The following is a 22,294-nucleotide window of genomic DNA, read 5'->3' as shown; positions in this document are numbered from 1 at the left end:
GGTCCCCGCGGCCCTCGCGCCGCCGAAGGGGCACCCCCCTGCGCACAGGGGGGTGCCCCTTCGGCGTCGCTGCCTGCTAGCCGGCCGCCACTATGCGTCCCGCCGCCGCGCGGGCCGTCTTCTTCAGTTCCATCTCGCGGCGGCGGCGACGGGCCAGGACCACGCGGCGCTCGGCGGCGGTGAGTCCGCCCCAGACGCCGTACGGCTCGGGCTGCAGGAGTGCGTGCTCACGACACTCGACCATGACCGGACAGCGGGCGCAGACGCGCTTGGCCGCCTCCTCCCGGGAGAGCCGGGCGGCGGTGGGCTCCTTCGAGGGCGCGAAGAACAGCCCGGCCTCGTCGCGCCGGCACACCGCCTCGGTGTGCCAGGGAGCATCCTGGTCCCTGTCACGTCCGGGCACCCGCTGGGCCGGAACGGCAGCTACCTGCAGGGACGAATGCGGCGGTTGCAGCACGGTCTACTCCTGACGACGGCTTCGCGAGCGAGAGACGATGCGTCAAGGCCTACCCGCTGTGCGCGTGCCTATGCACTGAGTTCCGAACCGCCGCTTTCGCCGCACGATCCACCCGGAATTCACATCGGTCAACGCTCCAGATGCCGGCGCAAACCCTTGTCGACCTTGCGCTGCACCCGGTCGAGGATGTCGGCGACGAGCTTGCCGCGCCTGGGCCGCGCCTCGACGCTGCCCAGGACGGCCCAGCCGTCCACGTAGACCACGGGGGCGTCGGCCTCGCCCGAGTCGAGCGTGCTCACCTCGAAGTTGCCGAGCACGCCGCCGCCCGTGCCGCGCAGCGACACGTTCTCCGGGACGCGGACCTCGACGCTGCCGAAGACCGAGATCGCCTTGACCACGACCTGCTGGTACTCGAAGAGCGCCTCGCTGAGGTCTATCTCGACGCTGCCGAAGATCGCGTACGCATGGATGCGACGGCCGGCGCGCCAGCGGCCCTTGCGGACGGCGCTGCTGAACACCGCCACCACGTTGTCGTCGGGGTCCGAGGGGATCGCGCCGGCGGTGGGACGGTTGGGCGCGGGAGCGGAGGCCGGGGCGGTGCGCGCGGCGTGCCCGGCGGGCAGGTCCCGCACGAACACGTCCAGCTCGCCGACCGTCTTGGCGGCCAGCACGCCCTCGACGCGCTCGGCGTGCTCGTCGGCGGTCAGGCGACCCTCGGCGAGGGCTTCGCGCAGCATGTCGGCGATGCGGTCACGGTCGGCGTCCGAGGCGCGCAGCTCGGACAACGCCGGTGCCGTGCCCTGCCGTTCGGCGTGCTTCTGAAGGTCCACGACAGCAGCGTACCGAAACGCGATAGATCGCGACTAGGGCTGTGGACGACCTCGCGTCCCCCAACTGAGCCTTACCTCACAAGCTCGCCGTCTGTGTCAGGTTTTACGCTGGTGGACGCTGCCAATGGAGGCCAGCCGTCGTTGCTGAGGAATCCAGCCGCGCGTGATGTCGAGTGAGGAATGGGCGAGATGCCTGAGTTCGCGTACACCGATCTGCTCCCCCAGGGCGAGGACACCACTCCGTACCGGCTGGTGACCTCCGAGGGTGTCTCCACCTTCGAGGCCGACGGGCGGACGTTCCTCAAGGTGGAGCCGGAGGCGCTGCGCAAGCTGGCCGAGGAGGCCATCCACGACATCCAGCACTACCTGCGCCCCGAGCACCTGGCCCAGCTGCGCCGGATCATCGACGACCCCGAGGCGTCGAGCAACGACAAGTTCGTGGCGCTGGACCTGCTGAAGAACGCGAACATCGCGGCGGCGGGCGTGCTGCCGATGTGCCAGGACACGGGCACGGCGATCGTGATGGGCAAGCGCGGCCAGAACGTCCTGACGTCGGGCGGCGACGAGGAGGCGCTCAGCCGGGGCATCTACGACGCCTACACCAAGCTCAACCTGCGCTACTCGCAGATGGCTCCGCTCACCATGTGGGAGGAGAAGAACACCGGCTCCAACCTCCCGGCGCAGATCGAGCTCTACGCGACCGACGGCGGCGCCTACAAGTTCCTGTTCATGGCGAAGGGCGGCGGCTCGGCCAACAAGTCCTTCCTCTACCAGGAGACGAAGGCCGTCCTGAACGAGGCCTCCATGATGAAGTTCCTGGAGGAGAAGATCCGTTCGCTGGGCACGGCCGCCTGCCCGCCGTACCACCTGGCGATCGTCGTCGGCGGCACCTCGGCGGAGTACGCGCTGAAGACCGCGAAGTACGCCTCCGCGCACTACCTGGACAACGTGCCGACCGAGGGCTCGCCGCTCGGCCACGGCTTCCGGGACAAGGAGCTGGAGGAGAAGGTCTTCGAGCTGACGCAGAAGATCGGTATCGGGGCGCAGTTCGGCGGCAAGTACTTCTGCCACGACGTGCGCGTGGTGCGGCTGCCGCGGCACGGTGCGTCCTGCCCGGTAGCCATCGCGGTGTCGTGCTCCGCGGACCGGCAGGCCGTCGCGAAGATCACCGCCGAGGGCGTCTTCCTGGAGCAGCTGGAGACCGACCCGGCGCGCTTCCTGCCGGAGACGACCGACGAGCAGCTCGACGAGGCCGGCGACCTCGTCAAGATCGACCTGAACCAGCCGATGGACGACATCCTGGCCGAGCTCACGAAGTACCCGGTCAAGACCCGGCTGTCGCTGACCGGTCCGCTGGTCGTGGCCCGCGACATCGCGCACGCCAAGATCAAGGAGCGGCTGGACGCGGGCGAGGAGATGCCGCAGTACCTGAAGGACCACCCCGTGTACTACGCCGGCCCGGCGAAGACGCCCGAGGGTTACGCGTCCGGCTCCTTCGGCCCGACCACGGCCGGCCGCATGGACTCCTACGTGGAGCAGTTCCAGGCGGCGGGCGGCTCCAAGGTGATGCTGGCCAAGGGCAACCGGAGCAAGCAGGTCACGGACGCGTGCGGGACGCACGGCGGCTTCTACCTCGGCTCCATCGGCGGACCCGCCGCCCGGCTCGCCCAGGACTGCATCAAGAAGGTCGAGGTCGTCGAGTACGAGGAGCTCGGCATGGAGGCCGTCTGGAAGATCGAGGTGGAGGACTTCCCGGCGTTCATCGTGGTGGACGACAAGGGCAACGACTTCTTCCAGGACCCGGCGCCGCAGCCGACGTTCACGTCCATTCCGGTGCGGGGGCCGGGGCTGGCGTAGCCCTTCGGTGCGGCGGGAGCGGTCCTTCGCCCCCGCCGCCCTCACCGGTTCCTTCCCCCCGGGGGCTCCGCCCCCGGACGCCCGCTCCTCGAACGCCGGAGGGGCTGTGCTCCAACCGGCGGACGGACTGAGTTTCCCACCGCCGGACGGGCCGAGAGGCGGAACATCCGCCACCCCTGCCGCGCTGTACCCGGTATGAGCGAATACCGCATCGAGCACGACTCCATGGGCGAGGTCCGGGTCCCCGCCGAGGCCAAGTGGCGGGCGCAGACCCAGCGGGCCGTCGAGAACTTCCCCGTCTCCGGGCAGCGGATCGAGCGGGCGCACATCGAGGCGCTCGCCCGTATCAAGGGGGCGGCCGCGAAGGTGAACGCGCGGCTGGGGGTGCTCGACAAGGACGTCGCCGAGGCGATCCAGGAGGCGGCCGGGGAGGTCGCCGAGGGGAAGTGGGACGAGCACTTCCCCGTGGACGTGTTCCAGACGGGGTCGGGGACCTCGTCCAACATGAACACCAACGAGGTCATCGCCACCCTCGCCACCGAGCGGCTCGGCCGGGACGTCCACCCCAACGACCACGTCAACGCCTCCCAGTCGTCCAACGACGTCTTCCCGTCGTCGATCCACATCGCCGCCACCGCCGCCGTCACCCGTGACCTGATCCCGGCCCTCGACCACCTCGCCGCCTCCCTGACCCGCAAGTCCGAGGAGTTCGCCGATGTCGTGAAGTCCGGGCGCACGCACCTCATGGACGCCACCCCCGTCACGCTGGGGCAGGAGTTCGGCGGGTACGCGGCCCAGGTGCGGTACGGCATCGAGCGGTTGAACGCCTCCCTGCCCCGGCTCGCCGAACTGCCGCTCGGCGGCACCGCCGTCGGCACCGGCATCAACACGCCGCCCGGTTTCTCCGCCGCCGTCATCGAGGAGGTCGCCCGCACGACCGGGCTGCCGCTCACCGAGGCGCGCGACCACTTCGAGGCCCAGGGGGCGCGGGACGGCATCGTCGAGACCAGCGGGCAGCTGCGGACCATCGCCGTCGGACTGACGAAGATCGCCAACGATCTGCGCTGGATGTCCTCCGGACCGCGGACCGGGCTCGCGGAGATCTCCCTGCCCGACCTCCAGCCGGGGTCGTCCATCATGCCGGGCAAGGTCAACCCGGTCATTCCGGAGGCCGTGCTCATGGTCGCCGCCCAGGTCGTCGGCAACGACGCCACCGTCGCCACCGCCGGCGCCGCGGGCAACTTCGAGCTCAACGTCATGCTGCCGGTCATCGCCAAGAACGTGCTGGAGTCCGTCCGGCTGCTCGCCAACGTGTCGCGGCTGCTCGCCGACCGGACCGTCGACGGCATCGTCGCCCACCGGGAACGGGCCCGTGAGTACGCCGAGTCCTCGCCCTCCGTGGTCACCCCGCTCAACAAGTACATCGGATACGAGGAGGCCGCCAAGGTGGCCAAGAAGGCGCTGGCCGAGCGGAAGACGATCCGTCAGGTCGTGCTCGAGGGCGGCTACGTCGAGCGCGGCGACCTGACGGACGAGCAGCTGGACGAGGCCCTCGACGTGCTGCGCATGACCCGTCCGTGACACCGTCGCCACGGCGACCCGTGCGCACGGCACCTAATATCTGTCCATGGCAGACGGTGAAGCGGTGAGCACGACGGCGGACACGGACGGAACAACGGCCCCGGCGTCGCCGGTCTTCTGGGCGCCGGGGAGCCACATACTGTGGCGGTACCGGGAGAACGGCGGCCGGGGCTTCCACATCGCGCGTCCCGTCACCGTCGTACGGGACGACGCCGAACTGCTCGCCGTGTGGCTGGCGCCCGGCACCGAGTGCGTGAAGCCGGTGCTCGCCGACGGCACGCCCGTGCACCTGGAACCCCTGGAGTCGCGCTACACCAAGCCCAGGACCGTGCAGCGCGACCGGTGGTTCGGCACGGGCGTGCTGAAGCTGGCGCGGCCCGGTGAACCCTGGTCGGTGTGGCTGTTCTGGGAGCCGGGCTGGCGTTTCAAGAACTGGTACGTGAACCTGGAGGAGCCGCTCGCCCGCTGGGAGGGCGGGGTCGACTCCGAGGACCACTTCCTGGACCTGTCCGTCCACCCGGACCGCAGTTGGCACTGGCGGGACGAGGACGAGTTCGCCCAGGCGCAGCGGGACGGGCTGATGGACGCCCGGCTCGCCGAGCGGGTGCGCGAGGCCGGGCGCGCCGCGGTGGAGGTGATCCGCGCCTGGGGGCCGCCGTTCCCGGACGGCTGGGAGGACTGGCGTCCGGATCCCGCCTGGACGGTGCCTTCTCTGCCCGGCGACTGGGATCGCACGCCCGCGCATGTGTCCTCATGAGACCCTTGATGTGCCCCCCGGCAAGAAACGTAGGATCGTCCTCCGCAAGGGCGCGCGGTGGCAACTGCCGGGGCGCGCGCTGAGCTTGACCGATCGTCACCGAGGGGCGGCAGGACGTGAGCGAGGGGTACGAGGGCAACACCGGTACGGGCCGCGGTCGGCCCCCCGGTCGCACAGGAACAGCCTCTGACCACGTGGGAATTCCGTTCCTCGGGCGCGAGTACCGGGTATCGGGACTTCTGCGGGACGAACTGCACGCGCGGCGCGCAGTCGCGGACGGATGGATTCGACACGCGTGACGGAGCAGCCGACCTCCTTCGAACGCCCCCAGGCGGGCGCCGACCCCGCGGATCCCCGCGGGGCGCTCCTGCGTTCCCCCGGAGCCGCGTTACCGGCACAGGGGCGCGCCGGAGAGCCGCCGGGCACGAACCCCGTGGGTGTCTCCGAGCACTCCCAGCCGGGCGCCGAGCAGTCGGCCGAGCCCGACACGCACCGGCCCCGGCCCGCGGCCGAGGGCGTACCCCTCCAGCCGGGCGGCGAGCCCGCCGGGTCCGGCGGGGCGCCGGCGCCGCAGAACCGCCGGGCGGACCAGGACCGCCGTACCGGGCAGAACCCCGCGCCCGGGCGGCCCACACCCATGCGCCGGGACGGGGACCGGCTGCGGTTCGTGGGGGCCGCGACCCGGCGGATCGCGCGGGGCATGGACCTCGACGAGATCGTGATGGGGCTGTGCCGGGCCACGGTGCCGACCTTCGCGGACGCCATCCTGGTCTATCTGCGCGAGCCGCTGCCGGTCGGCGACGAGCGGCCCACCGGCCCGCTGGTGCTGCGGCTGCGGCGCACCGACCGGATCCCGGCCGAGCGTGACACCGAGAGCGGATTCATGCCCGCGGTCCAGCCGGAGCCCTCCGAGCTGGAGACGGTCGGTTCCGAGCTGTGCGAGGTGCGGCCCGGCAGTGCGCTCGCCGAGGTGCTGCGCGGGGTGCGTCCGGTCTTCACCGACGCGCCCGCCGCCCGCGCCGCGCTGCCCGAGCTGATCGGCGAGGGCGGCGAGTTCGCCGTGCCCGGCGGCCAGCGGGCGATCCTCGCGCCGCTGCGCGGCCGGCGCCGGGTGATCGGGGCCGCCCTGTTCCTGCGCCTCCCCGAGCGCATCGCCTTCGAGGCCGACGACCTGCTCGTGGCCGCCCAGCTCGCCACGCACAGCGCGCTCGGCATCGACAAGGCGGTGCTGTACGGGCGTGAGGCGTACATCGCGGACGAGCTGCAGCGCACCATGCTGCCGGAGAACCTGCCGCGCTGCACCGGCGTGCGGCTGGCCTCCCGCTACCTCCCCGCCGCCGAGACCGCGCGGGTCGGCGGCGACTGGTACGACGCCATCCCGCTGCCCGGCAGCCGGGTCGCGCTGGTCGTCGGGGACGTCATGGGCCACTCCATGACCTCAGCCGCGATCATGGGCCAGCTGCGCACCACCGCGCAGACCCTGGCCGGGCTGGACCTGCCCCCGCAGGAGGTGCTGCACCACCTGGACGAACAGGCCCAGCGCCTCGGCACCGACCGCATGGCGACGTGTCTGTACGCCGTGTACGACCCGGTGTCGCACCGCATCACCATCGCCAACGCGGGCCACCCGCCGCCGGTCCTGTTGCACCTGGGCGGCCGGGCCGAGGTGCTGCCGGTGCCGGCGGGCGCCCCGATCGGCGTCGGCGGGGTGGACTTCGAGGCCGTGGAGCTGGACGCCCCGGCGGGCGCGACCCTGCTGCTCTACACCGACGGGCTGGTCGAGTCCCGGCTGCGGGACGTGTGGACCGGCATAGAACAGCTGCGGGAGAAGCTCGCCGCGACCGCGCAGCTGACCGGGCCCGACCACCCGCCGCCGCTGGAGGCGCTGTGCGACGAGGTGCTGGACATGCTGGGGCCGGGCGACCGGGACGACGACATCGCGCTGCTCGCCGCCCGTTTCGACGGGATCGCGCCGAGCGACGTGGCGTACTGGTTCCTGGAGCCGGAGGACGCGGCGCCCGGCCGGGCCCGGCGGCTCGCCCGGCGCGCGCTCGCCCGCTGGGGCCTGGAGGAGCTGTCCGACTCCGTCGAGCTGCTGGTCAGTGAAGTCGTGACCAATGCGGTCCGCTACGCCTCCCGGCCGGTCACCCTGCGGCTGCTGCGCACCGACGTGCTGCGCTGCGAGGTCGGCGACGACGTGCCGCAGCTGCCCCGGCTGCGGCAGGCGCGCGCCACGGACGAGGGCGGGCGCGGGCTGTACCTGGTGAACCGGCTGGCCCGGCGCTGGGGCGCGACGCGGCTGAGCACGGGGAAGGTGGTCTGGTTCGAGCTGAACCGGGGATGAGCCGCGTACGCGAAGGGGGCGCCCGGTGCTCACCGGGCGCCCCCTTCGCGTTCCTGTCGGCTACTGCCGCTGCCGGTCGTCGTCGCCCGGGAACAGCGGGTCCTCCGGCTCCGTGGTCTCCCCACCCGTCGGCGGTTCGGTCGACGGGCTGTTGGACGGGGACGTCGTCGGCGGCGGGGGCGGCTCCTCGGTCGTCGGCTCCTCGGACGGCGGCTCCTCGGTCGTCGGCTCGTCCGACGGCGACTCCTCGGTCGTCGGCTCGTCCGACGGCGACTGGGACGGCGACTGTGTGACCGGCGGCGTGGTGCTCGGCTTCACCGCCGCGCCCTGCTTGGTCTCCAGGTCGAACTCGGTGACCTCGTCCATGACGCCGAAGGTGTACGCTGCCCAGATCTCCGCCGGGAAGCCACCGCCGTTGACGCGGTAGTCGACGCCGCCCGCCTTGTACATCGGGACCTGCGGGTGCGGTTCCTTGTCGTCCTCGCCGAACAGGCCGACGGAGGTGACCAGGCCGGGTGTGAAGCCGGTGAACCAGGCGGACTTGTTGTTGTCGGACGTACCCGTCTTGCCGGCGACCTGCTGGCCGCCGCGCAGCGGGTTCTCCCGCACGGACTTCTTGGCCGTACCGTCGTCGACCACACCGGTCAGTACGGACGTCACGGTGTCGGCGGCCTCCCGGCTGATGACCTGCTCGCCGATCGGGTCGGGGAACTCGACCTTGCGGGAGTTGTGCTCGACCGACTTCACGACGGCCGGGGTGACCTTCTTGCCGTGGTTGTCGAAGGTGGCGTAGACGCCGGCCATCTCCAGGGGGCTCGCGCCCATACTGCCCAGCGTCTGCGCGGGCACGGCCTCCATGCCCTCGGTCTCCATGCCCAGTTCGCCCGCGACCTTCACGACCTCGGGCATGCCGACGTCGATGCCCATCTGCGCGAAGACGGAGTTGACGGACTTGTTCATCGCCTCCTGGACGGTGATGTCCCCGTAGTCCACGTCGTCCTCGTTGGGAGGCGCGAAGCCGACCTCGCGGTCGCCGTCCATCACGGGGCGCTTGCTCGTGCCGTCGTAGATGGTGTTGGCCGTGATCGGCACGCCGTCCTGCGTCTCGGCGTCCTGGTCCACGGCCGCGGCCAGGATCACCGGCTTGAAGGTGGAGGCGGGCTGGTAGTCGTCGCGGGTGGCGTTGTTGACGTAGTGCTTCACGTAGTCCACGCCGCCGTACATCGCCACGACCGCGCCCGTCTTGGGGTCGACGGACACGGCGCCCGCCTGGACGTCGGCGTCGACGTCGCGCTCACCGGGGTCGAGCTTGCTGGTCAGCTGGGTCTTGACCGCCTTCTCCAGTGCCGCCTGCTTCTTCTTGTCGATGTTGAGCGTGAGGGTCCAGCCGCCGGCGTCCACCATGGCGTCGGCCTGCTTCATGTCCTCGGCGGTGCCGTCGGCGACGAGCTGCTGCTTGAGGGAGGCGTTGGCCGCGCTCACCAGGTACCCGGTCTGGCCCTGAAGACCGGGGGCGGCCTTGGGCTCCTCGGGCACCGGGAACTTCATGCCCTTGCGGTCGGCCGCGTCCAGCCACTTCATCTCGACCATGTTGTCCAGGACGTAGTTCCAGCGTTCCTGGACGAGCTTCTTGCCGGTGTCGCTGGCGATCGCCCAGTCGTACTGGTTCGGCGCCTGGAGCAGCGCGGCCAGGTAGGCGCCCTGTTCGACCGTCAGGTCCTCGGCGTCGACGCGGTAGTAGGCCTGGGCGGCGGCCTGGATGCCGTAGGAGCTGCGGCCGTAGAAGCTGGTGTTGATGTACCCGGCGAGGATGTAGTCCTTGGACTTCTCCCGGTCGAGCTTGAGGGAGATGACCAGCTCCTTGAGCTTGCGGGAGACGGTCTGGTCCTGGGTCAGGTAATAGTTCTTGACGTACTGCTGGGTGATCGTCGAACCGCCCTGCGCGCCCTTGCCGGAGAGCGTGTTGAGCACGCCGCGCGCGGTGCCCTTGAGGTCGACGCCGGCGTCCTTGTAGAAGGTCTTGTTCTCCGCGGCGACGAAGGTGTGCTGGACGTCCTTGGGGACCTTGGCCAGGTCGACGATCTCCCGGTTGTAGCCCTGGCGGGCCATGATCGAGCCGTCGCTGTACTTGTAGACGTTGCCCTGCGAATCGGCGTCCTCGTTGCCCACGGCCGGGATGTCGATCACCAGGTACAGGACGATGAAGCCGCCCATGCCGAGCAGGCACAGGCCGAAGAACGTGCCGAGGATCTTCTTCCAGGTGAACAGCCGGCGTATGCCGGTCTTCCCGCCCGCGCCCGACGGACGGCGGCGTCCCGGCGCCGCGCGGCGGCCACCGCGCTGTCGCGCTCTTCTCTCTTCCGCTCGTCCCATGGGTCCGATCCGCTCCGATTCGGTCGTGTGTGCTCATCCGTCACACAGGTTCGCCGCTCAGGTCAGCTCAGAAAGCTAACACCGGGAGATATGACAAACGGCTGCGGATCCGGCCTTGTACGGACGTGAGAATCAGCACCCGTTCCATGGGAACCGACGTACGAGAGGGGTTCAGGGTTGCCGTGCACGGGTAAAGTGATATCACTTAGATAGATCAGAGTTAGTTCGGAAGAACGGGGACCCCTCATGTCCGCACACGACGCACCGCAGGTCACCGCCGATGTGCCCGAGATGCCGGCCCCACGGGTCCGGGAGGTCACGGCGCACAGCATCGGCGGCGGGTTCGCGCTGCTGCTGGGCCTGCTCGGCCTGCTGGCCGGCGCCGGCCTGATCGCCGCCGCGACGGCGGCCTCGGCGACCGGCGCCAAGGCGGCGCTGATCATCGGGGGCATCCTCGTCGCGCTGGCCGCGTTCCTCGCCATGTGCGGGCTGAACATGGTGGCGCCGGGCGAGGCACGGGTGGTGCAGCTCTTCGGGCGGTACCGGGGGACGATCCGGCAGGACGGGCTGCGCTGGGTGAACCCCCTGACGTCGCGCACCAAGATCTCGACGCGGGTGCGCAACCACGAGACGGCCGTCCTGAAGGTGAACGACGCCTACGGCAACCCGATCGAGCTGGCCGCCGTGGTGGTGTGGCGGGTCGAGGACACCGCCCAGGCCACCTTCGAGGTGGACGACTACGTCGAGTTCGTCTCCACCCAGACCGAGGCGGCCGTGCGGCACATCGCCATCGAGTACCCCTACGACGCCCATGACGAGGACGGCCTGTCGCTGCGTGGCAACGCCGAGGAGATCACCGAGAAGCTCGCCGTCGAGCTGCACGCGCGCGTGGAGGCGGCCGGCGTGCAGATCATCGAGTCCCGCTTCACCCACCTCGCGTACGCCCCGGAGATCGCCTCCGCGATGCTCCAGCGGCAGCAGGCCGGCGCGGTGGTCGCGGCGCGGCGGCAGATCGTGGACGGTGCGGTCGGGATGGTCGAGGCGGCGCTGGCCCGGATCACCGAGCAGGACATCGTGGAGCTCGACGGCGAACGCAAGGCGGCGATGGTGTCCAACCTGATGGTCGTGCTGTGCGGGGACCGCTCCGCGCAGCCGGTCCTGAACACGGGGACGCTCTACCAGTGACGGCTTCCTCCGAGGGCTCCGCCCCGAAGCGCCGGCCGCAGCAGCGCAAGCAGGTGCTGCTGCGGCTGGACCCGCATGTCTACGAGGCCCTGGCCCGCTGGGCGGGCGACGAGCTGCGGTCCGCCAACGCGCAGATCGAGTTCCTGCTCCGCCGGGCGCTCGCGGAGGCCGGACGCCTGCCCGGCGAGGCGGGCCCCCTGCCGCGCCGCGGCCGGCCCCCGGGGAGCACGCCCCCCGGGCCGCCGGCGTAGCGGAGCACCCGCCGAGCGCGCCCCGAGCGGACCGAGGTGACGGAGCCCGGGATTCCGCTGTAGCGGAACTGTGACAACCGGCCCCGACCAGGAGCCCCGCACACCCGGCCACGAACTCCGCACTCGGTGTATACATGCCGCGTATACACCGTGTGTAGAGTGCGGTGCATGTCCATCGGTCACACCCTCCTGGGACTCCTGGAGTCCGGGCCACGCCACGGCTACGACCTGAAGCGTGCCTTCGACGAGAAGTTCGGTCACGACCGGCCGCTGCACTACGGCCAGGTCTACTCGACGATGTCCCGCCTGCTGAAGAACGGCCTCGTCGTGGTCGACGGCATCGAGGCGGGCGGCGGTCCCGAGCGAAAGCGGTACGCGATCACCGACGCCGGGATCACCGACGTGGCGCAGTGGCTCGCCACGCCGGAGAAGCCGGAGCCGTACCTGCAGTCGACCCTGTACACGAAGGTCGTCCTCGCCCTGCTCACCCACCGCGACGCGGCCGACATCCTCGACACCCAGCGCTCGGAGCACCTGCGCTCCATGCGCATCCTCACCGACCGCAAGCGCAAGGGCGACCTCGCCGACCAGCTCATCTGCGACCACGCCCTGTTCCACCTGGAGGCCGACCTGCGCTGGCTGGAGCTGACCGCGGCACGTCTCGACAAGCTCCGTGAGGCGGTGGCCGCACAGTGACCGCCCCCGCCGGTTCGCTGCTCGCCGCCGAGCGGCTGCGCAAGGCATACGGCCCGACCCTCGCCCTGGACGGCGCCGAGTTCTCCATACACCCCGGCGAGGTCGTGGCCGTCATGGGCCCGTCCGGGTCCGGCAAGTCGACGCTGCTGCACTGCCTCGCCGGGATCGTGACGCCCGACTCGGGGACGATCACGTACGACGGGCGGGAGCTGTCCGCCATGAGCGACGCCCGGCGCAGCGCGCTCAGGAGGAGCGAGTTCGGGTTCGTGTTCCAGTTCGGGCAACTCGTCCCGGAGCTGACCTGCGTGGAGAACGTCGCCCTGCCGCTGCGCCTCAACGGCACGCCCCGCAAGGAGGCCGAGCGGGCCGCGCTGACCTGGATGGAACGGCTGGAGGTCGACGACCTGCGCAGGAAGCGGCCCGGCGAGGTCTCCGGCGGCCAGGGGCAGCGCGTCGCGGTGGCACGGTCGCTGGTGACCGGCCCGCGCGTGCTGTTCGCCGACGAGCCGACGGGCGCGCTGGACTCCCTCAACGGCGAGCGCGTGATGGAGCTGCTCACGGACGCCGCCCGGTCCACCAACGCCGCCGTCGTGCTGGTCACGCACGAGGCGCGGGTGGCCGCGTACTCCGACCGCGAGATCGTCGTACGGGACGGCAGGTCCCGGGACATGGAGCGCGTCGTATGAGCGTGCGGCGGTGGGCCGCCGATCTGGCCATGGGCGTCCGCTTCGCCTTCGCCGGCGGGCGCGAGGGGTGGACCCGGGCCGTGCTGACGGCCGTCGGCGTCGGGCTCGGGGTGGCGCTGCTGCTGCTGACCACCGCGATCCCGAACGCCCTCGCCGTCCGGCACGAGCGGGAGGCCGCGCGCACGGACATCACCTTCGTCGACTCCGGGCAGCTGCCGAGCGGGAGCAACACGCTGGTGGTCGCGAACGTCGGTACGGATTTCCGCGACGACACCGTCCGGGGCCGCGCGCTGGAGCCCGAGGGGCCGCGGGCCCCGCTGCCGCCGGGGGTGGAGAAGTTCCCGGCGGTGGGCGAGATGGTGGTCTCCCCCGCGCTGAAGAGGCTGCTGGAGTCGGACTCCGGCGAGCTGCTGCGGAAGCGGCTGCCGGACCGGATCGTCGGCACCATCGGCGAGAGCGGGCTGGTCGGCTCGGCCGAACTCGCCTTCTACCGCGGCGCCGAGGGGCTCGCCCCGCACATCGACGGCGGCAGGGTGACCCGTATCGACCACTTCGGCGAGACCGACCCGTCGTCGGAGCGGATGGATCCGGTACTGCTGCTCCTCGTCCTCGTCGTCTTCGTGGCGCTGCTGACGCCGGTCGCCGTGTTCATCGCCGCGGCCGTGCGGTTCGGCGGCGAGCGGCGCGACCGGCGGCTCGCGGCGCTCCGGCTGGTGGGCTCCGACAGCCGCATGACCCGGCGGATCGCGGCCGGCGAGGCGCTGGCGGGCGCGCTGCTCGGGCTGGTCTTCGGTGCCGTGTTCTTCCTGGCCGGCCGTCAGCTCGCGGGGACGGCCGAGGTGTTCCACGTCAGTGTCTTCCCGAGCTATCTGGACCCCTCGCCCGTACTGGCCCTGCTGGTGGCGGTGACGGTCCCGGCGGCGGCGGTGCTGGTGACGCTGTTCGCGCTGCGCGGGGTGGTCATCGAGCCGCTCGGCGTGGTGCGCACGGCGAGGCCCGCACGGCGCCGGCTGTGGTGGCGGCTGCTGCTGCCGCTGGGCGGCCTCGCGATGCTCTACCCGATGGTCGGCCAGGGCCGCGCCAACGGGGACTTCAACCAGTACCTGGTGGTCGGCGGCGTCATCCTGCTGCTGGTCGGCGTGACCGCGCTGCTCCCGTGGGTCGTGGAGACGGTCGTCTCCCGGCTCGGTGCCGGCGGCGTGTCCTGGCAACTGGCCGTACGCCGTCTGCAGGTCGGCAGCGGCACGGCGGCCCGCATGGTCAACGGCATCGCGGTGGCCGTCGCCGGGGCGATCGCGCTGCAGATGCTGTTCGCGGGCGTGGACGGCGACTACACCGAGGACACCGGGTACGACGTCATGCGGGCGCAGATGCAGGTGTCCGTGCCGAGCGAGGTCCCGGTCGCGGTGGCGGCCGGGAAGTTCCGGCGCACGGAGGGCGTGGAGGGCGTCCACGTCTACTCCGAGGGCTACCTCGGCGACCGCCGCAGGGACCCGGAGAAGAGCACGCCGCTGACCGTCGGCGACTGCGCGGCGCTGCGCGAGATCGCCAGGCTGGCCTCCTGCCGGGACGGCGACGTGTTCGCCGTGCGGGGGGCCGAGTACGACACCGACCTGGGGAGCCTGTCGAAGCCGGGGCGCACGCTGTACCTCGACCCGACGTACGCGCCCGGCCCGAAGAGCCGGGAGATCCCCTGGACGGTGCCGCGGGATCTGAAGGACGCCCGGCCGCGCATCGGCATGACCGGGGGCGAGCAGGGCGGCTTCCTCGTCACGCCGAAGGCGCTGGCGGCCTCCGCCGTGCCGGGCCTGAGCGGGGAGCTCTACCTCCGGATCGACCGGTCGGCGCCGGACGTGCAGGAGAACGTCCGGAACACCGCGGCGGCCGTCGACCCGCTCGCGTACCCCATGACGTGGGCGGCCACCGAGAAGTCCGGCCGGTTCACGGCCATCCGCACCGGGCTGTTCGCCGGCGCGGCGTGCGTGCTCGCGCTGATCGGCGCGAGCCTGCTCGTCGCGCAGCTGGAGCAGCTGCGCGAGCGCAGGAAGCTGCTGTCGTCCCTCGTCGCCTTCGGCACCCGGCGCCGGACCCTCGGCCTGTCCGTGCTGTGGCAGACGGCGGTCCCGATCGCGCTGGGGCTGCTGCTGGCGTCCGTCGTGGGCCTGACGCTGGGCGCGGTGCTGCTGAAGATGGCGGACACCGCTGTCCGCGTCGACTGGGCGAGCGTGCTGTCGATGACCGGCATCGGCGCGGCGGTCGTCCTGGTGGTGACCCTGCTCAGCCTGCCGCCCCTGCTGCGTCTGATGCGCCCGGACGGCCTGCGCACGGAGTAGCCCCTCGCCTGCCCGGCCGACCCGCCCCCCGTCGGCCGGGCAGCGCCCCGTCGGGCCGACGCCCGCGACGCCCCGCAGACCGCCACCCGCGCCGTCGGCTCACCAAGCGGCTCCCGGCACCACCCGCGGGGCCCACAGCACCCCACCCGACCGAAACGGCGGCACGTCCGCACCGTGTCAGCCCCACACCCCCACGAACCCACCCCGCCGCCCACCCACATCGACCCACCAGGGCCTCACAGGCACCGCCAACGGCCCCCACACCACCCCACCCGACCGAAACGGCGGCACGTCCGCACCGTGTCAGTCCCGCACCCCCACGAACCCACCCCGCCGCCCACCCACATCGACCCACCAGGGCCTCGCAGGCACCGCCAACGGCCCCCACAGCACCCCACCCGACCGGGGCGGCGGCACGTTCGCATCCCGCCCGCGTCACCTCGACGGCCCCTTGCCCCCTCGACCGGCCGGCCGGCAGCGGGACGCGCAGCGGAGGCCGCCCGCCGGGACCCGGTGTCAGTGGGGCGAAGCCGCAAGGAGCGGTGGGCTCCCGACCGAAGCGGTGACACGCGAGCGGCGAGGTCACCTCCGTGCGCGGGCGACGTCGCCGGGAGCCGCCGCGCGAGCGCTCAGCCGTGGACCGTCCGTACGGGCAGCTCCCCCATCGCCTCCCGCAGTGCCGCCGCCAGTTCCTCGTACTCCGCGGAGCGCGCCGCTCCCGTGCGCATGGCGAGGGCGATGCGGCGGGTGGGGGCGGGGTCGGCGAAGAAGCCGGTGAGCAGCTGGCTGGAGCGCGACGTCTCCACCCGGACCGCGGTGCGCGGCAGCAGCGTCACGCCCAGGCCGCCCGCCACCAGCTGCACCAGCGTCGCCAGACCCGCCGCCGTCGTGGTCGCGGGGACGTCCGCGCGGCCCGCCTCCCGGCAGATGTCGAGCGCCTGGTCGCGCAGGCAGTGGCCCTCGTCGAGCAGGAGCAGGTTCAGCTCGCGCAGCGCCGCGCGCGGAATGCCCTCCCGGCCGCCGAGTTCGTGGTCGAGCGGGGTGACGAGCACGAAGTCCTCGTCGAAGAGCGGCAGCTCGCTGACGCCGGGCACACCGAGCGGCACCGCGAGGAGCAGCAGGTCGAGCCGGCCGGAGGTGAGGCCCTCCAGGAGGCTCGCGGTCTGCTCCTCGTGGACCTGCAGGTCGAGGTCCGGATAGCGGTCGTGGACGAGGCGCAGCACCGTGGGCAGCAGATACGGCGCCACGGTCGGGATGACGCCGAGCCGCAGCGCCCCGGTGAACGGCGCCCGTACCGCCTCCGCCTCCTCCATCAGCGCCCCGACCTCCGCGAGCACCGCCTTGGCCCGCACCGCGAGTCGCTCCCCCGCCGTTGAGAGCAGCACCTTGCGCGTCGTACGCTCCACGAGAGTGACACCGAGTGCCTCCTCCAGCGCGGAGACGGCGCCCGACAGCGCCGGCTGGCTCATGCCGATCGCGGCGGCGGCGTCCCGGAAGTGCAGATGCTCGGCGACGGCGGCGAAGGCGCGGAGCTGCGCCAGGCTGGGCTGTCGTTTCTTGCCCGCGACCGCCCCGCTCATCCCCATGCTCATGCCCTCGACTCACTCCCGGTCACTGATAGACACACCCGATCAACCTGACCGAGTGTAGCTATTTCACTAATCAATGCACCCTATGCCAACATCAACACCGTCCAACCCATGGGAAACGCTCGCAATCCGGGCGTTTCTTCGCTGCAAGGAGAGCGTGTGCTCACTGTCGGTGACAAGTTCCCCGAGTTCGAACTGACCGCCTGCGTCTCGCTGGAGAAGGGCAAGGAGTTCGAGACGATCGACCACAAGACCTACGAGGGCAAGTGGAAGGTCATCTTCGCCTGGCCCAAGGACTTCACCTTCGTGTGCCCGACCGAGATCGCCGCCTTCGGCAAGCTGAACGACGAGTTCGCCGACCGCGACGCCCAGGTCCTCGGCTTCTCCGGCGACTCCGAGTTCGTCCACCACGCCTGGCGCAAGGACCACGACGACCTGCGTGACCTGCCGTTCCCGATGATGGCCGACTCCAAGCACGAGCTGATGCGCGACCTCGGCATCGAGGGCGAGGACGGCTTCGCCAAGCGTGCGGTCTTCATCGTCGACCAGAACAACGAGATCCAGTTCTCCATGGTGACCGCCGGCTCCGTCGGCCGTAACCCCAAGGAGGTCCTGCGGGTCCTGGACGCCCTGCAGACCGACGAGCTCTGCCCCTGCAACTGGAGCAAGGGCGACGAGACGCTGGACCCGGTCGCGCTGCTGGCCGGGGAGTGATCGAGATGTCCCTCGACTCCCTGAAGTCCGCCGTACCGGACTACGCCAAGGACCTGAAGCTCAACCTGGGCTCGGTCATCGGCAACTCCGACCTCCCGGCGCAGCAGCTGTGGGGCACCGTGCTGGCGACCGCCATCGCCTCGCGCTCCCCCATCGTGCTGCGTGAGCTGGAGCCGGAGGCGAAGGCGAACCTCACGCCCGAGGCGTACACGGCCGCCAAGTCGGCCGCCGCCATCATGGCGATGAACAACGTCTTCTACCGCACCCGGCACCTGCTGTCGGACCACGAGTACGGCACCCTGCGCGCCGGACTGCGGATGAACGTCATCGGCAACCCCGGCGTCGACAAGGTCGACTTCGAGCTGTGGTCCTTCGCGGTGTCCGCGATCAACGGCTGCGGCATGTGCCTGGACTCGCACGAGCAGGTCCTGCGCAAGGCGGGCCTGGACCGTGACACGATCCAGGAGGCCTTCAAGATCGCGGCCGTGATCCAGGCCGTGGGCGCCACGCTGGACGCCGAAGCGGTCCTCGCCGAGTAGCCGGACGTACGACTGTACGACGGGGCCCCGCTCACCTCACGGTGGGCGGGGCCTTCGCTATGCCGGAGAGTCGTCCGGCGGGGGCGGCTGCGGCGATTCCGGCGGGGGCGGCGGCGCCACCGCCGGGGCGGCGTCCGTCGACGTCGCGCCACGTGGCCGCCGCGGCGCCACCGCCGGGGCGGCGTCCGTCGACGTCGCGCCACGTGGCCGCGGGGCCTGCTTCAGGGCGGCCTCACGGGAGTGCGCCCGCAGATATCCCACGACCGTGTTCGTCACCGCCACCAGCGGTACGGCGACCACCGCGCCGCCGATGCCGGCCACCATGCCGCCGGTGGCCACCGAGAGCACCACGGCCAGCGGATGGACGCGCACCGCGCGCCCCAGGATGAACGGCTGCAGGATGTGACCCTCGATCTGCTGCACCGCCAGGACGACGACGAGCGTCATCACCGCCGTGAACACGCCCTGGGTCACCAGCGCGACCACGACCGCCAGCGCTCCGGACACCACCGCACCGACCAGCGGGATGAACGCGAACAGGAAGATGAACACGGCCAGCGGCACGGCCATCGGCACATCCAGGAAGTAGATGCCGAGGCCGATGAAGATGGCGTCGATCAACGCCACTATCACCGTGCCGCGCACGTACGCGGTCAGCGTCCGCCACGCACGCGGACCGGCGCCGGCCACACCCGGCCGGGCCGCCGCGGGCACCAGCTTCAGCGTCCATTCCCAGATGCGCTTGCCGTCGTAGAGCAGGAACAGCGTCGAGAAGACCGCCAGCAGAATGCCGGTCAGCGTCTCGACGACGACCGTCACGCCCTCCAGGCCGGCCGAGGTTATCTGGTCGGTGTTGGCGCCGACGGCCTCGCGCAGGTTCTTGGCGATCTCGTTGATCTGTTTGTCGGTGACGTGGAAGGGGCTGTTCAGCAGCCAGTTGCGCAGCTCGTCGATGCCGTCCTGGACCTGGTCCGAGAGGTCGTCGATGTTCTCCATGACCTGCCAGGTCACGAACCAGCCGATCAGGCCCATCACCACGAACCCGAGGATCGCGGTCAGGGCGGTGGCCAGCCCGCGCGGAACCCCGTGCCGCCGCAGCCGCGCCACCGTGGGCTGCAGCACCGCCGTCATCAGCAGGGCGATCACGAAGGCGAGCACGACCAGTTGGACGGCGCTGATGACGCGCATCAGCACCCATACCGTGCCCGCGAGGACCAGCAGCCGCCACCCGGCCTCCGCCGCGACCCGCACGCCCCACGGCACCGCCTGCGCGGGGTCGGGGCGGGCCTGGACGACGAGTTGATGCGTCTCCGGCGCGTGGTCCGGGGGCGGCGGTACGTGGTCGGGGGGCGGTGCCCCTTCGGCGTCGGCGGTGTCGGCGTCCTCCCGCTCCACCTCGGCCCGACGCTGGTCCAACCGCCTGCTCATCCGGGTCAGTCCGGCGCCGAGCCGACCGAGCCACCCTGGCACTCGCGACATGATCCGTCCTCTTCCCCCGTCTCTCCCCACCACTCCCCCCTGGAGTCGCCGCTCCGACCGTACATGGGGCAAGCCCCCCACCGTAGGACGGTGAGGGGCTGTGCGGGGTTGAGCGGCGCTGGTGCCGGGGGGCTCAGCGGCTCAGTACCAGTGGTTGGTCTGCCAGAAGGACCAGGCCTCGCACGGGCTGCCGTAGCGGCTGTCCATGTAGTTGAGGCCCCACTTGATCTGCGTGGCCGGGTTGGTCTGCCAGTCGGCGCCGACCGAGGACATCTTGGAGCCGGGCAGGGCCTGGAAGAGACCGTAGGCGCCGGAGGAGGGGTTGACCGCCTTGTAGTTCCAGCTGGACTCGTGGTCCACGATGTTGCTGAAGCACTGCCACTGGCCGCTCGGCACCATCTGACGGGCCATCGCCTGGATCTGCGAGACGGTGTAGGAGCTCTGGACGGCGAAGGTGGTGGACTCGCGCGCGGCGTCGCGGCTGGCCCTCTCCTTCTTCTCCTCCTCGGCCCGCTTCTTGGCCTCTTCGGCTGCCTGCTGCGCCTTCTCCTTCTTGGCGACGGCGGTCTCGGCGGCTGCCTTGCGGGCCGCCTCCTCGGCGTCCTTCTTGGCGCTCGCGTCCGCGGCGATGGCCTGCGCGTCGGCCTGCTGCGTCAGGGACGCGGTCTGCACCTGGGCCTGCTGGCCCGCGGGGATGTCCGCGAGCAGCGTCGTGCCCGTGGCCGTCGCTTCGGCGTCGTTGTTCTGCGCGGTGCTGCCCGAGGCAACCCCGACGACGCTTCCGACAGCGGTGACCGCCGTGGCCGAGGCCACTGCGAATCCCCGGACCGAGATCCGGCTCACACGGTTTCCTTCCAGCATCGCCCGCTTCGGTGACCCTCGCGGACGCAATCGTGCCCCTGGCACTGGCCTCCCCAACTACGGGTCACGGGAGGCACGGGCCCGTGGGCAACTCCCGCGTGGGGAGTGCCGCGTGGTACTCGGGCGGCATACGACGCTGCTATGGAGTTGAAACTGGTGCTTCTGTGGTGCCGTACCGCTGGGGGTACAGGTGTGTCGTATGCGGGGCCTGACAGGAGTGAGACTCTGCCGTAACCCGACGGGGCAAGGCAATTCCCCGTTGCGTGTGAAAGCTCACATCCCGTTTGGCCCAGGGGTTTCACAGAAACCCCCACATGCGAAGGCGCCGTCCGGCTAGGCTCTTCGCCTTTCCGGACGGCGCCGACCGACGCGCAACCGGCCCTTGTCAGGGCTGAATTCTCAGATGTGCCCGTCCTCCAGCATTTCGGTCACAAGCGCCGCGATCTGGGACCTCTCGGACCGAGTCAGGGTGACGTGGGCGAAGAGCGGATGCCCCTTCAGCTTCTCGACGACGGCGACGACACCGTCGTACCGCCCTACCCGCAGGTTGTCCCGCTGCGCCACGTCGTGCGTGAGCACGACCCGCGAGTTGGCCCCGACCCGGGACAGAACGGTCAGCAGGACGTTCCGCTCCAGCGACTGGGCCTCGTCCACGATGACGAACGCGTCGTGCAGCGACCGGCCGCGGATGTGGGTGAGCGGGAGCACCTCCAGCATGCCGCGGGCGGTGACCTCCTCGATGACCTCCCGGCTGGTGACCGCCGAGAGCGTGTCGAAGACCGCCTGCGCCCAGGGGCTCATCTTCTCCGCCTCGGTGCCGGGCAGGTAGCCGAGCTCCTGCCCGCCCACCGCGTACAGCGGACGGAAGACCATCACCTTCTGGTGCTGCCGGCGCTCCAGCACCGCCTCCAGCCCCGCGCACAGCGCCAGCGCCGACTTGCCGGTGCCGGCCCGGCCGCCCATCGAGACGATCCCGACGTCCGGGTCGAGGAGCAGGTCGAGTGCGATCCGCTGCTCGGCGCTGCGTCCCTTGATGCCGAACGCCTCCCGGTCGCCGCGCACCAGCCGGACGTTGCCCTCCGCGGTGACGCGGCCGAGCGCCTTCCCTCGCTCCGACTGGATGGTGAGGCCGGTGTGCACGGGCAGGCCGGCGGCTTCGGGGACGTAGACGTGTCCCTCCTCGAAGAGGACGTCCACCTGCTCGCCGGGCAGGGTCAGCTCGGACATCCCGGTCCAGCCGGAGGCGTCCGTGATGGCCAGCTCGGCGCGGTACTCCTCGGCGAGCAGGCCGACGGAGGACGCCTTGATCCTCAGCGGGAGGTCCTTCGACACGACGGTGACGTCGAACCCCTCGGCCTGCAGGTTGCGGGCGACCGCGAGGATGCGGGAGTCGTTGTCCCCCAGGCGGTAGCCGGTGGGCAGCACGCTGGGGTCCGAGTGGTTGAGCTCGACACGCACGGTCCCGCCGAGATCCCCGGTCGGGATGGGGGCGTCGAGGCGGCCGTACCGCACCCGGAACTCGTCGAGCAGGCGCAGGGCCTGCCGGGCGAAGTAGCCGAGTTCGGGATGGTGCCGCTTGGCCTCCAGCTCCGTGACCACGACGATCGGGAGCACGACCTCGTGCTCGTCGAAGCGGTTCAGGGCGTTCGGGTCGGCCAGCAGGACGCTGGTGTCGAGAACATAGGTGCGCCGATCTGGCTTGTGGCGCTTTGTGCTGGTCACCACGGAAGGACGTACCCCCTCGGATGAGGTCGGGGAGCGA

General features: G+C 71.3%; 18 protein-coding genes. 11 read left to right on the top strand and 7 right to left on the bottom strand.

Going from position 1 to position 22,294, the window contains the following annotated elements; translation table 11 throughout:
- Positions 1 to 76: 76 nt before the first annotated feature.
- Both IE260_RS34730 and IE260_RS34725 read right to left on the bottom strand, forming a co-directional pair.
- Positions 77 to 457, bottom strand: a complete 381-nt coding sequence (locus tag IE260_RS34730; RefSeq protein WP_189879249.1) for a WhiB family transcriptional regulator — start codon at positions 455 to 457, stop codon at positions 77 to 79.
- 128 nt (positions 458 to 585) lie between these two features.
- Complete coding sequence (locus tag IE260_RS34725) at positions 586 to 1,287, bottom strand: DUF1707 SHOCT-like domain-containing protein (RefSeq protein ID WP_189879247.1); 702 nt, start codon at positions 1,285 to 1,287, stop codon at positions 586 to 588.
- A 180-nt stretch (positions 1,288 to 1,467) separates the two neighbouring features.
- Here IE260_RS34725 and IE260_RS34720 point away from each other — a divergent pair, with 180 nt between their 5' ends.
- The 4 genes from IE260_RS34720 (at position 1,468) to IE260_RS34705 (ending at position 7,826) form a co-directional block, all read left to right on the top strand.
- On the top strand, positions 1,468 to 3,144 hold the full coding sequence (locus IE260_RS34720; RefSeq protein ID WP_308434722.1) for a fumarate hydratase: 1,677 nt from the start codon (positions 1,468 to 1,470) through the stop codon (positions 3,142 to 3,144).
- Positions 3,145 to 3,339: 195 nt separating this feature from the next.
- On the top strand, positions 3,340 to 4,725 hold the full coding sequence (locus IE260_RS34715) for a class II fumarate hydratase (protein WP_189879243.1): 1,386 nt from the start codon (positions 3,340 to 3,342) through the stop codon (positions 4,723 to 4,725).
- A gap of 46 nt (positions 4,726 to 4,771) precedes the next feature.
- The gene (fomD, locus tag IE260_RS34710) at positions 4,772 to 5,482 is read left to right on the top strand and encodes a cytidylyl-2-hydroxypropylphosphonate hydrolase (RefSeq protein WP_229881601.1); all 711 of its coding nucleotides are present in this window, start codon (positions 4,772 to 4,774) and stop codon (positions 5,480 to 5,482) included.
- A 280-nt stretch (positions 5,483 to 5,762) separates the two neighbouring features.
- Entirely contained in the window at positions 5,763 to 7,826 is a 2,064-nt protein-coding gene (locus IE260_RS34705) for a SpoIIE family protein phosphatase (protein WP_189879241.1), read from the top strand.
- A gap of 60 nt (positions 7,827 to 7,886) precedes the next feature.
- On the opposite strand, the gene IE260_RS34700 is transcribed toward IE260_RS34705, so the two are convergent.
- Positions 7,887 to 10,199 (bottom strand): transglycosylase domain-containing protein, encoded by a 2,313-nt coding sequence (locus IE260_RS34700; RefSeq protein ID WP_189879239.1) that lies wholly within the window; start codon positions 10,197 to 10,199, stop codon positions 7,887 to 7,889.
- A gap of 246 nt (positions 10,200 to 10,445) precedes the next feature.
- Here IE260_RS34700 and IE260_RS34695 point away from each other — a divergent pair, with 246 nt between their 5' ends.
- From IE260_RS34695 to IE260_RS34675, 5 genes are all read left to right on the top strand, one after another.
- On the top strand, positions 10,446 to 11,384 hold the full coding sequence (locus IE260_RS34695; RefSeq protein WP_189879237.1) for an SPFH domain-containing protein: 939 nt from the start codon (positions 10,446 to 10,448) through the stop codon (positions 11,382 to 11,384).
- Positions 11,381 to 11,635 carry a type II toxin-antitoxin system antitoxin gene (locus IE260_RS34690; protein WP_189879235.1) on the top strand — a complete coding sequence of 85 codons (255 nt, stop codon included), beginning with the start codon at positions 11,381 to 11,383 and terminating at the stop codon, positions 11,633 to 11,635. Before IE260_RS34695 ends, IE260_RS34690 begins: the two co-directional genes overlap by 4 nt.
- Positions 11,636 to 11,803: 168 nt before the next feature.
- Positions 11,804 to 12,331 carry a PadR family transcriptional regulator gene (locus IE260_RS34685; RefSeq protein WP_188183884.1) on the top strand — a complete coding sequence of 176 codons (528 nt, stop codon included), beginning with the start codon at positions 11,804 to 11,806 and terminating at the stop codon, positions 12,329 to 12,331.
- Positions 12,328 to 13,017, top strand: a complete 690-nt coding sequence (locus tag IE260_RS34680) for an ABC transporter ATP-binding protein (RefSeq protein ID WP_189879233.1) — start codon at positions 12,328 to 12,330, stop codon at positions 13,015 to 13,017. Before IE260_RS34685 ends, IE260_RS34680 begins: the two co-directional genes overlap by 4 nt.
- A complete protein-coding gene (locus tag IE260_RS34675; RefSeq protein ID WP_189879231.1) occupies positions 13,014 to 15,350 on the top strand; it encodes an ABC transporter permease in 2,337 nt (778 codons plus the stop codon). The genes IE260_RS34680 and IE260_RS34675 overlap by 4 nt, the downstream gene beginning before the upstream one ends.
- Before the next feature lie 629 nt (positions 15,351 to 15,979).
- On the opposite strand, the gene IE260_RS34670 is transcribed toward IE260_RS34675, so the two are convergent.
- Positions 15,980 to 16,942 (bottom strand): LysR substrate-binding domain-containing protein, encoded by a 963-nt coding sequence (locus tag IE260_RS34670; protein ID WP_229881598.1) that lies wholly within the window; start codon positions 16,940 to 16,942, stop codon positions 15,980 to 15,982.
- A gap of 156 nt (positions 16,943 to 17,098) precedes the next feature.
- On the opposite strand from IE260_RS34670, the gene IE260_RS34665 reads away from it, so the two are divergent.
- Both IE260_RS34665 and IE260_RS34660 read left to right on the top strand, forming a co-directional pair.
- The gene (locus tag IE260_RS34665) at positions 17,099 to 17,653 is read left to right on the top strand and encodes a peroxiredoxin (protein WP_189879229.1); all 555 of its coding nucleotides are present in this window, start codon (positions 17,099 to 17,101) and stop codon (positions 17,651 to 17,653) included.
- A 5-nt stretch (positions 17,654 to 17,658) separates the two neighbouring features.
- Entirely contained in the window at positions 17,659 to 18,192 is a 534-nt protein-coding gene (locus IE260_RS34660) for an alkyl hydroperoxide reductase (protein ID WP_189879227.1), read from the top strand.
- Between the two features lie 57 nt (positions 18,193 to 18,249).
- On the opposite strand, the gene IE260_RS34655 is transcribed toward IE260_RS34660, so the two are convergent.
- From IE260_RS34655 to phoH2, 3 genes are all read right to left on the bottom strand, one after another.
- A complete protein-coding gene (locus IE260_RS34655) occupies positions 18,250 to 19,671 on the bottom strand; it encodes an AI-2E family transporter (RefSeq protein WP_189879225.1) in 1,422 nt (473 codons plus the stop codon).
- A 141-nt stretch (positions 19,672 to 19,812) separates the two neighbouring features.
- Positions 19,813 to 20,514, bottom strand: coding sequence for an aggregation-promoting factor C-terminal-like domain-containing protein (locus tag IE260_RS34650; protein WP_229881596.1), 702 nt, complete (start codon positions 20,512 to 20,514; stop codon positions 19,813 to 19,815).
- 417 nt (positions 20,515 to 20,931) lie between these two features.
- The gene (gene phoH2 / locus IE260_RS34645) at positions 20,932 to 22,257 is read right to left on the bottom strand and encodes an RNA 5'-3' helicase PhoH2 (RefSeq protein WP_189879222.1); all 1,326 of its coding nucleotides are present in this window, start codon (positions 22,255 to 22,257) and stop codon (positions 20,932 to 20,934) included.
- Positions 22,258 to 22,294 lie beyond the last annotated feature (37 nt).

It is taken from the genome of Streptomyces viridiviolaceus (assembly GCF_014650995.1).
Classification (GTDB): Bacteria; Actinomycetota; Actinomycetes; order Streptomycetales; family Streptomycetaceae; genus Streptomyces; species Streptomyces viridiviolaceus.
The sequence above is the reverse complement of the archived record's forward strand: the minus strand, read 5'-3'. Positions and strand labels throughout refer to the sequence as shown.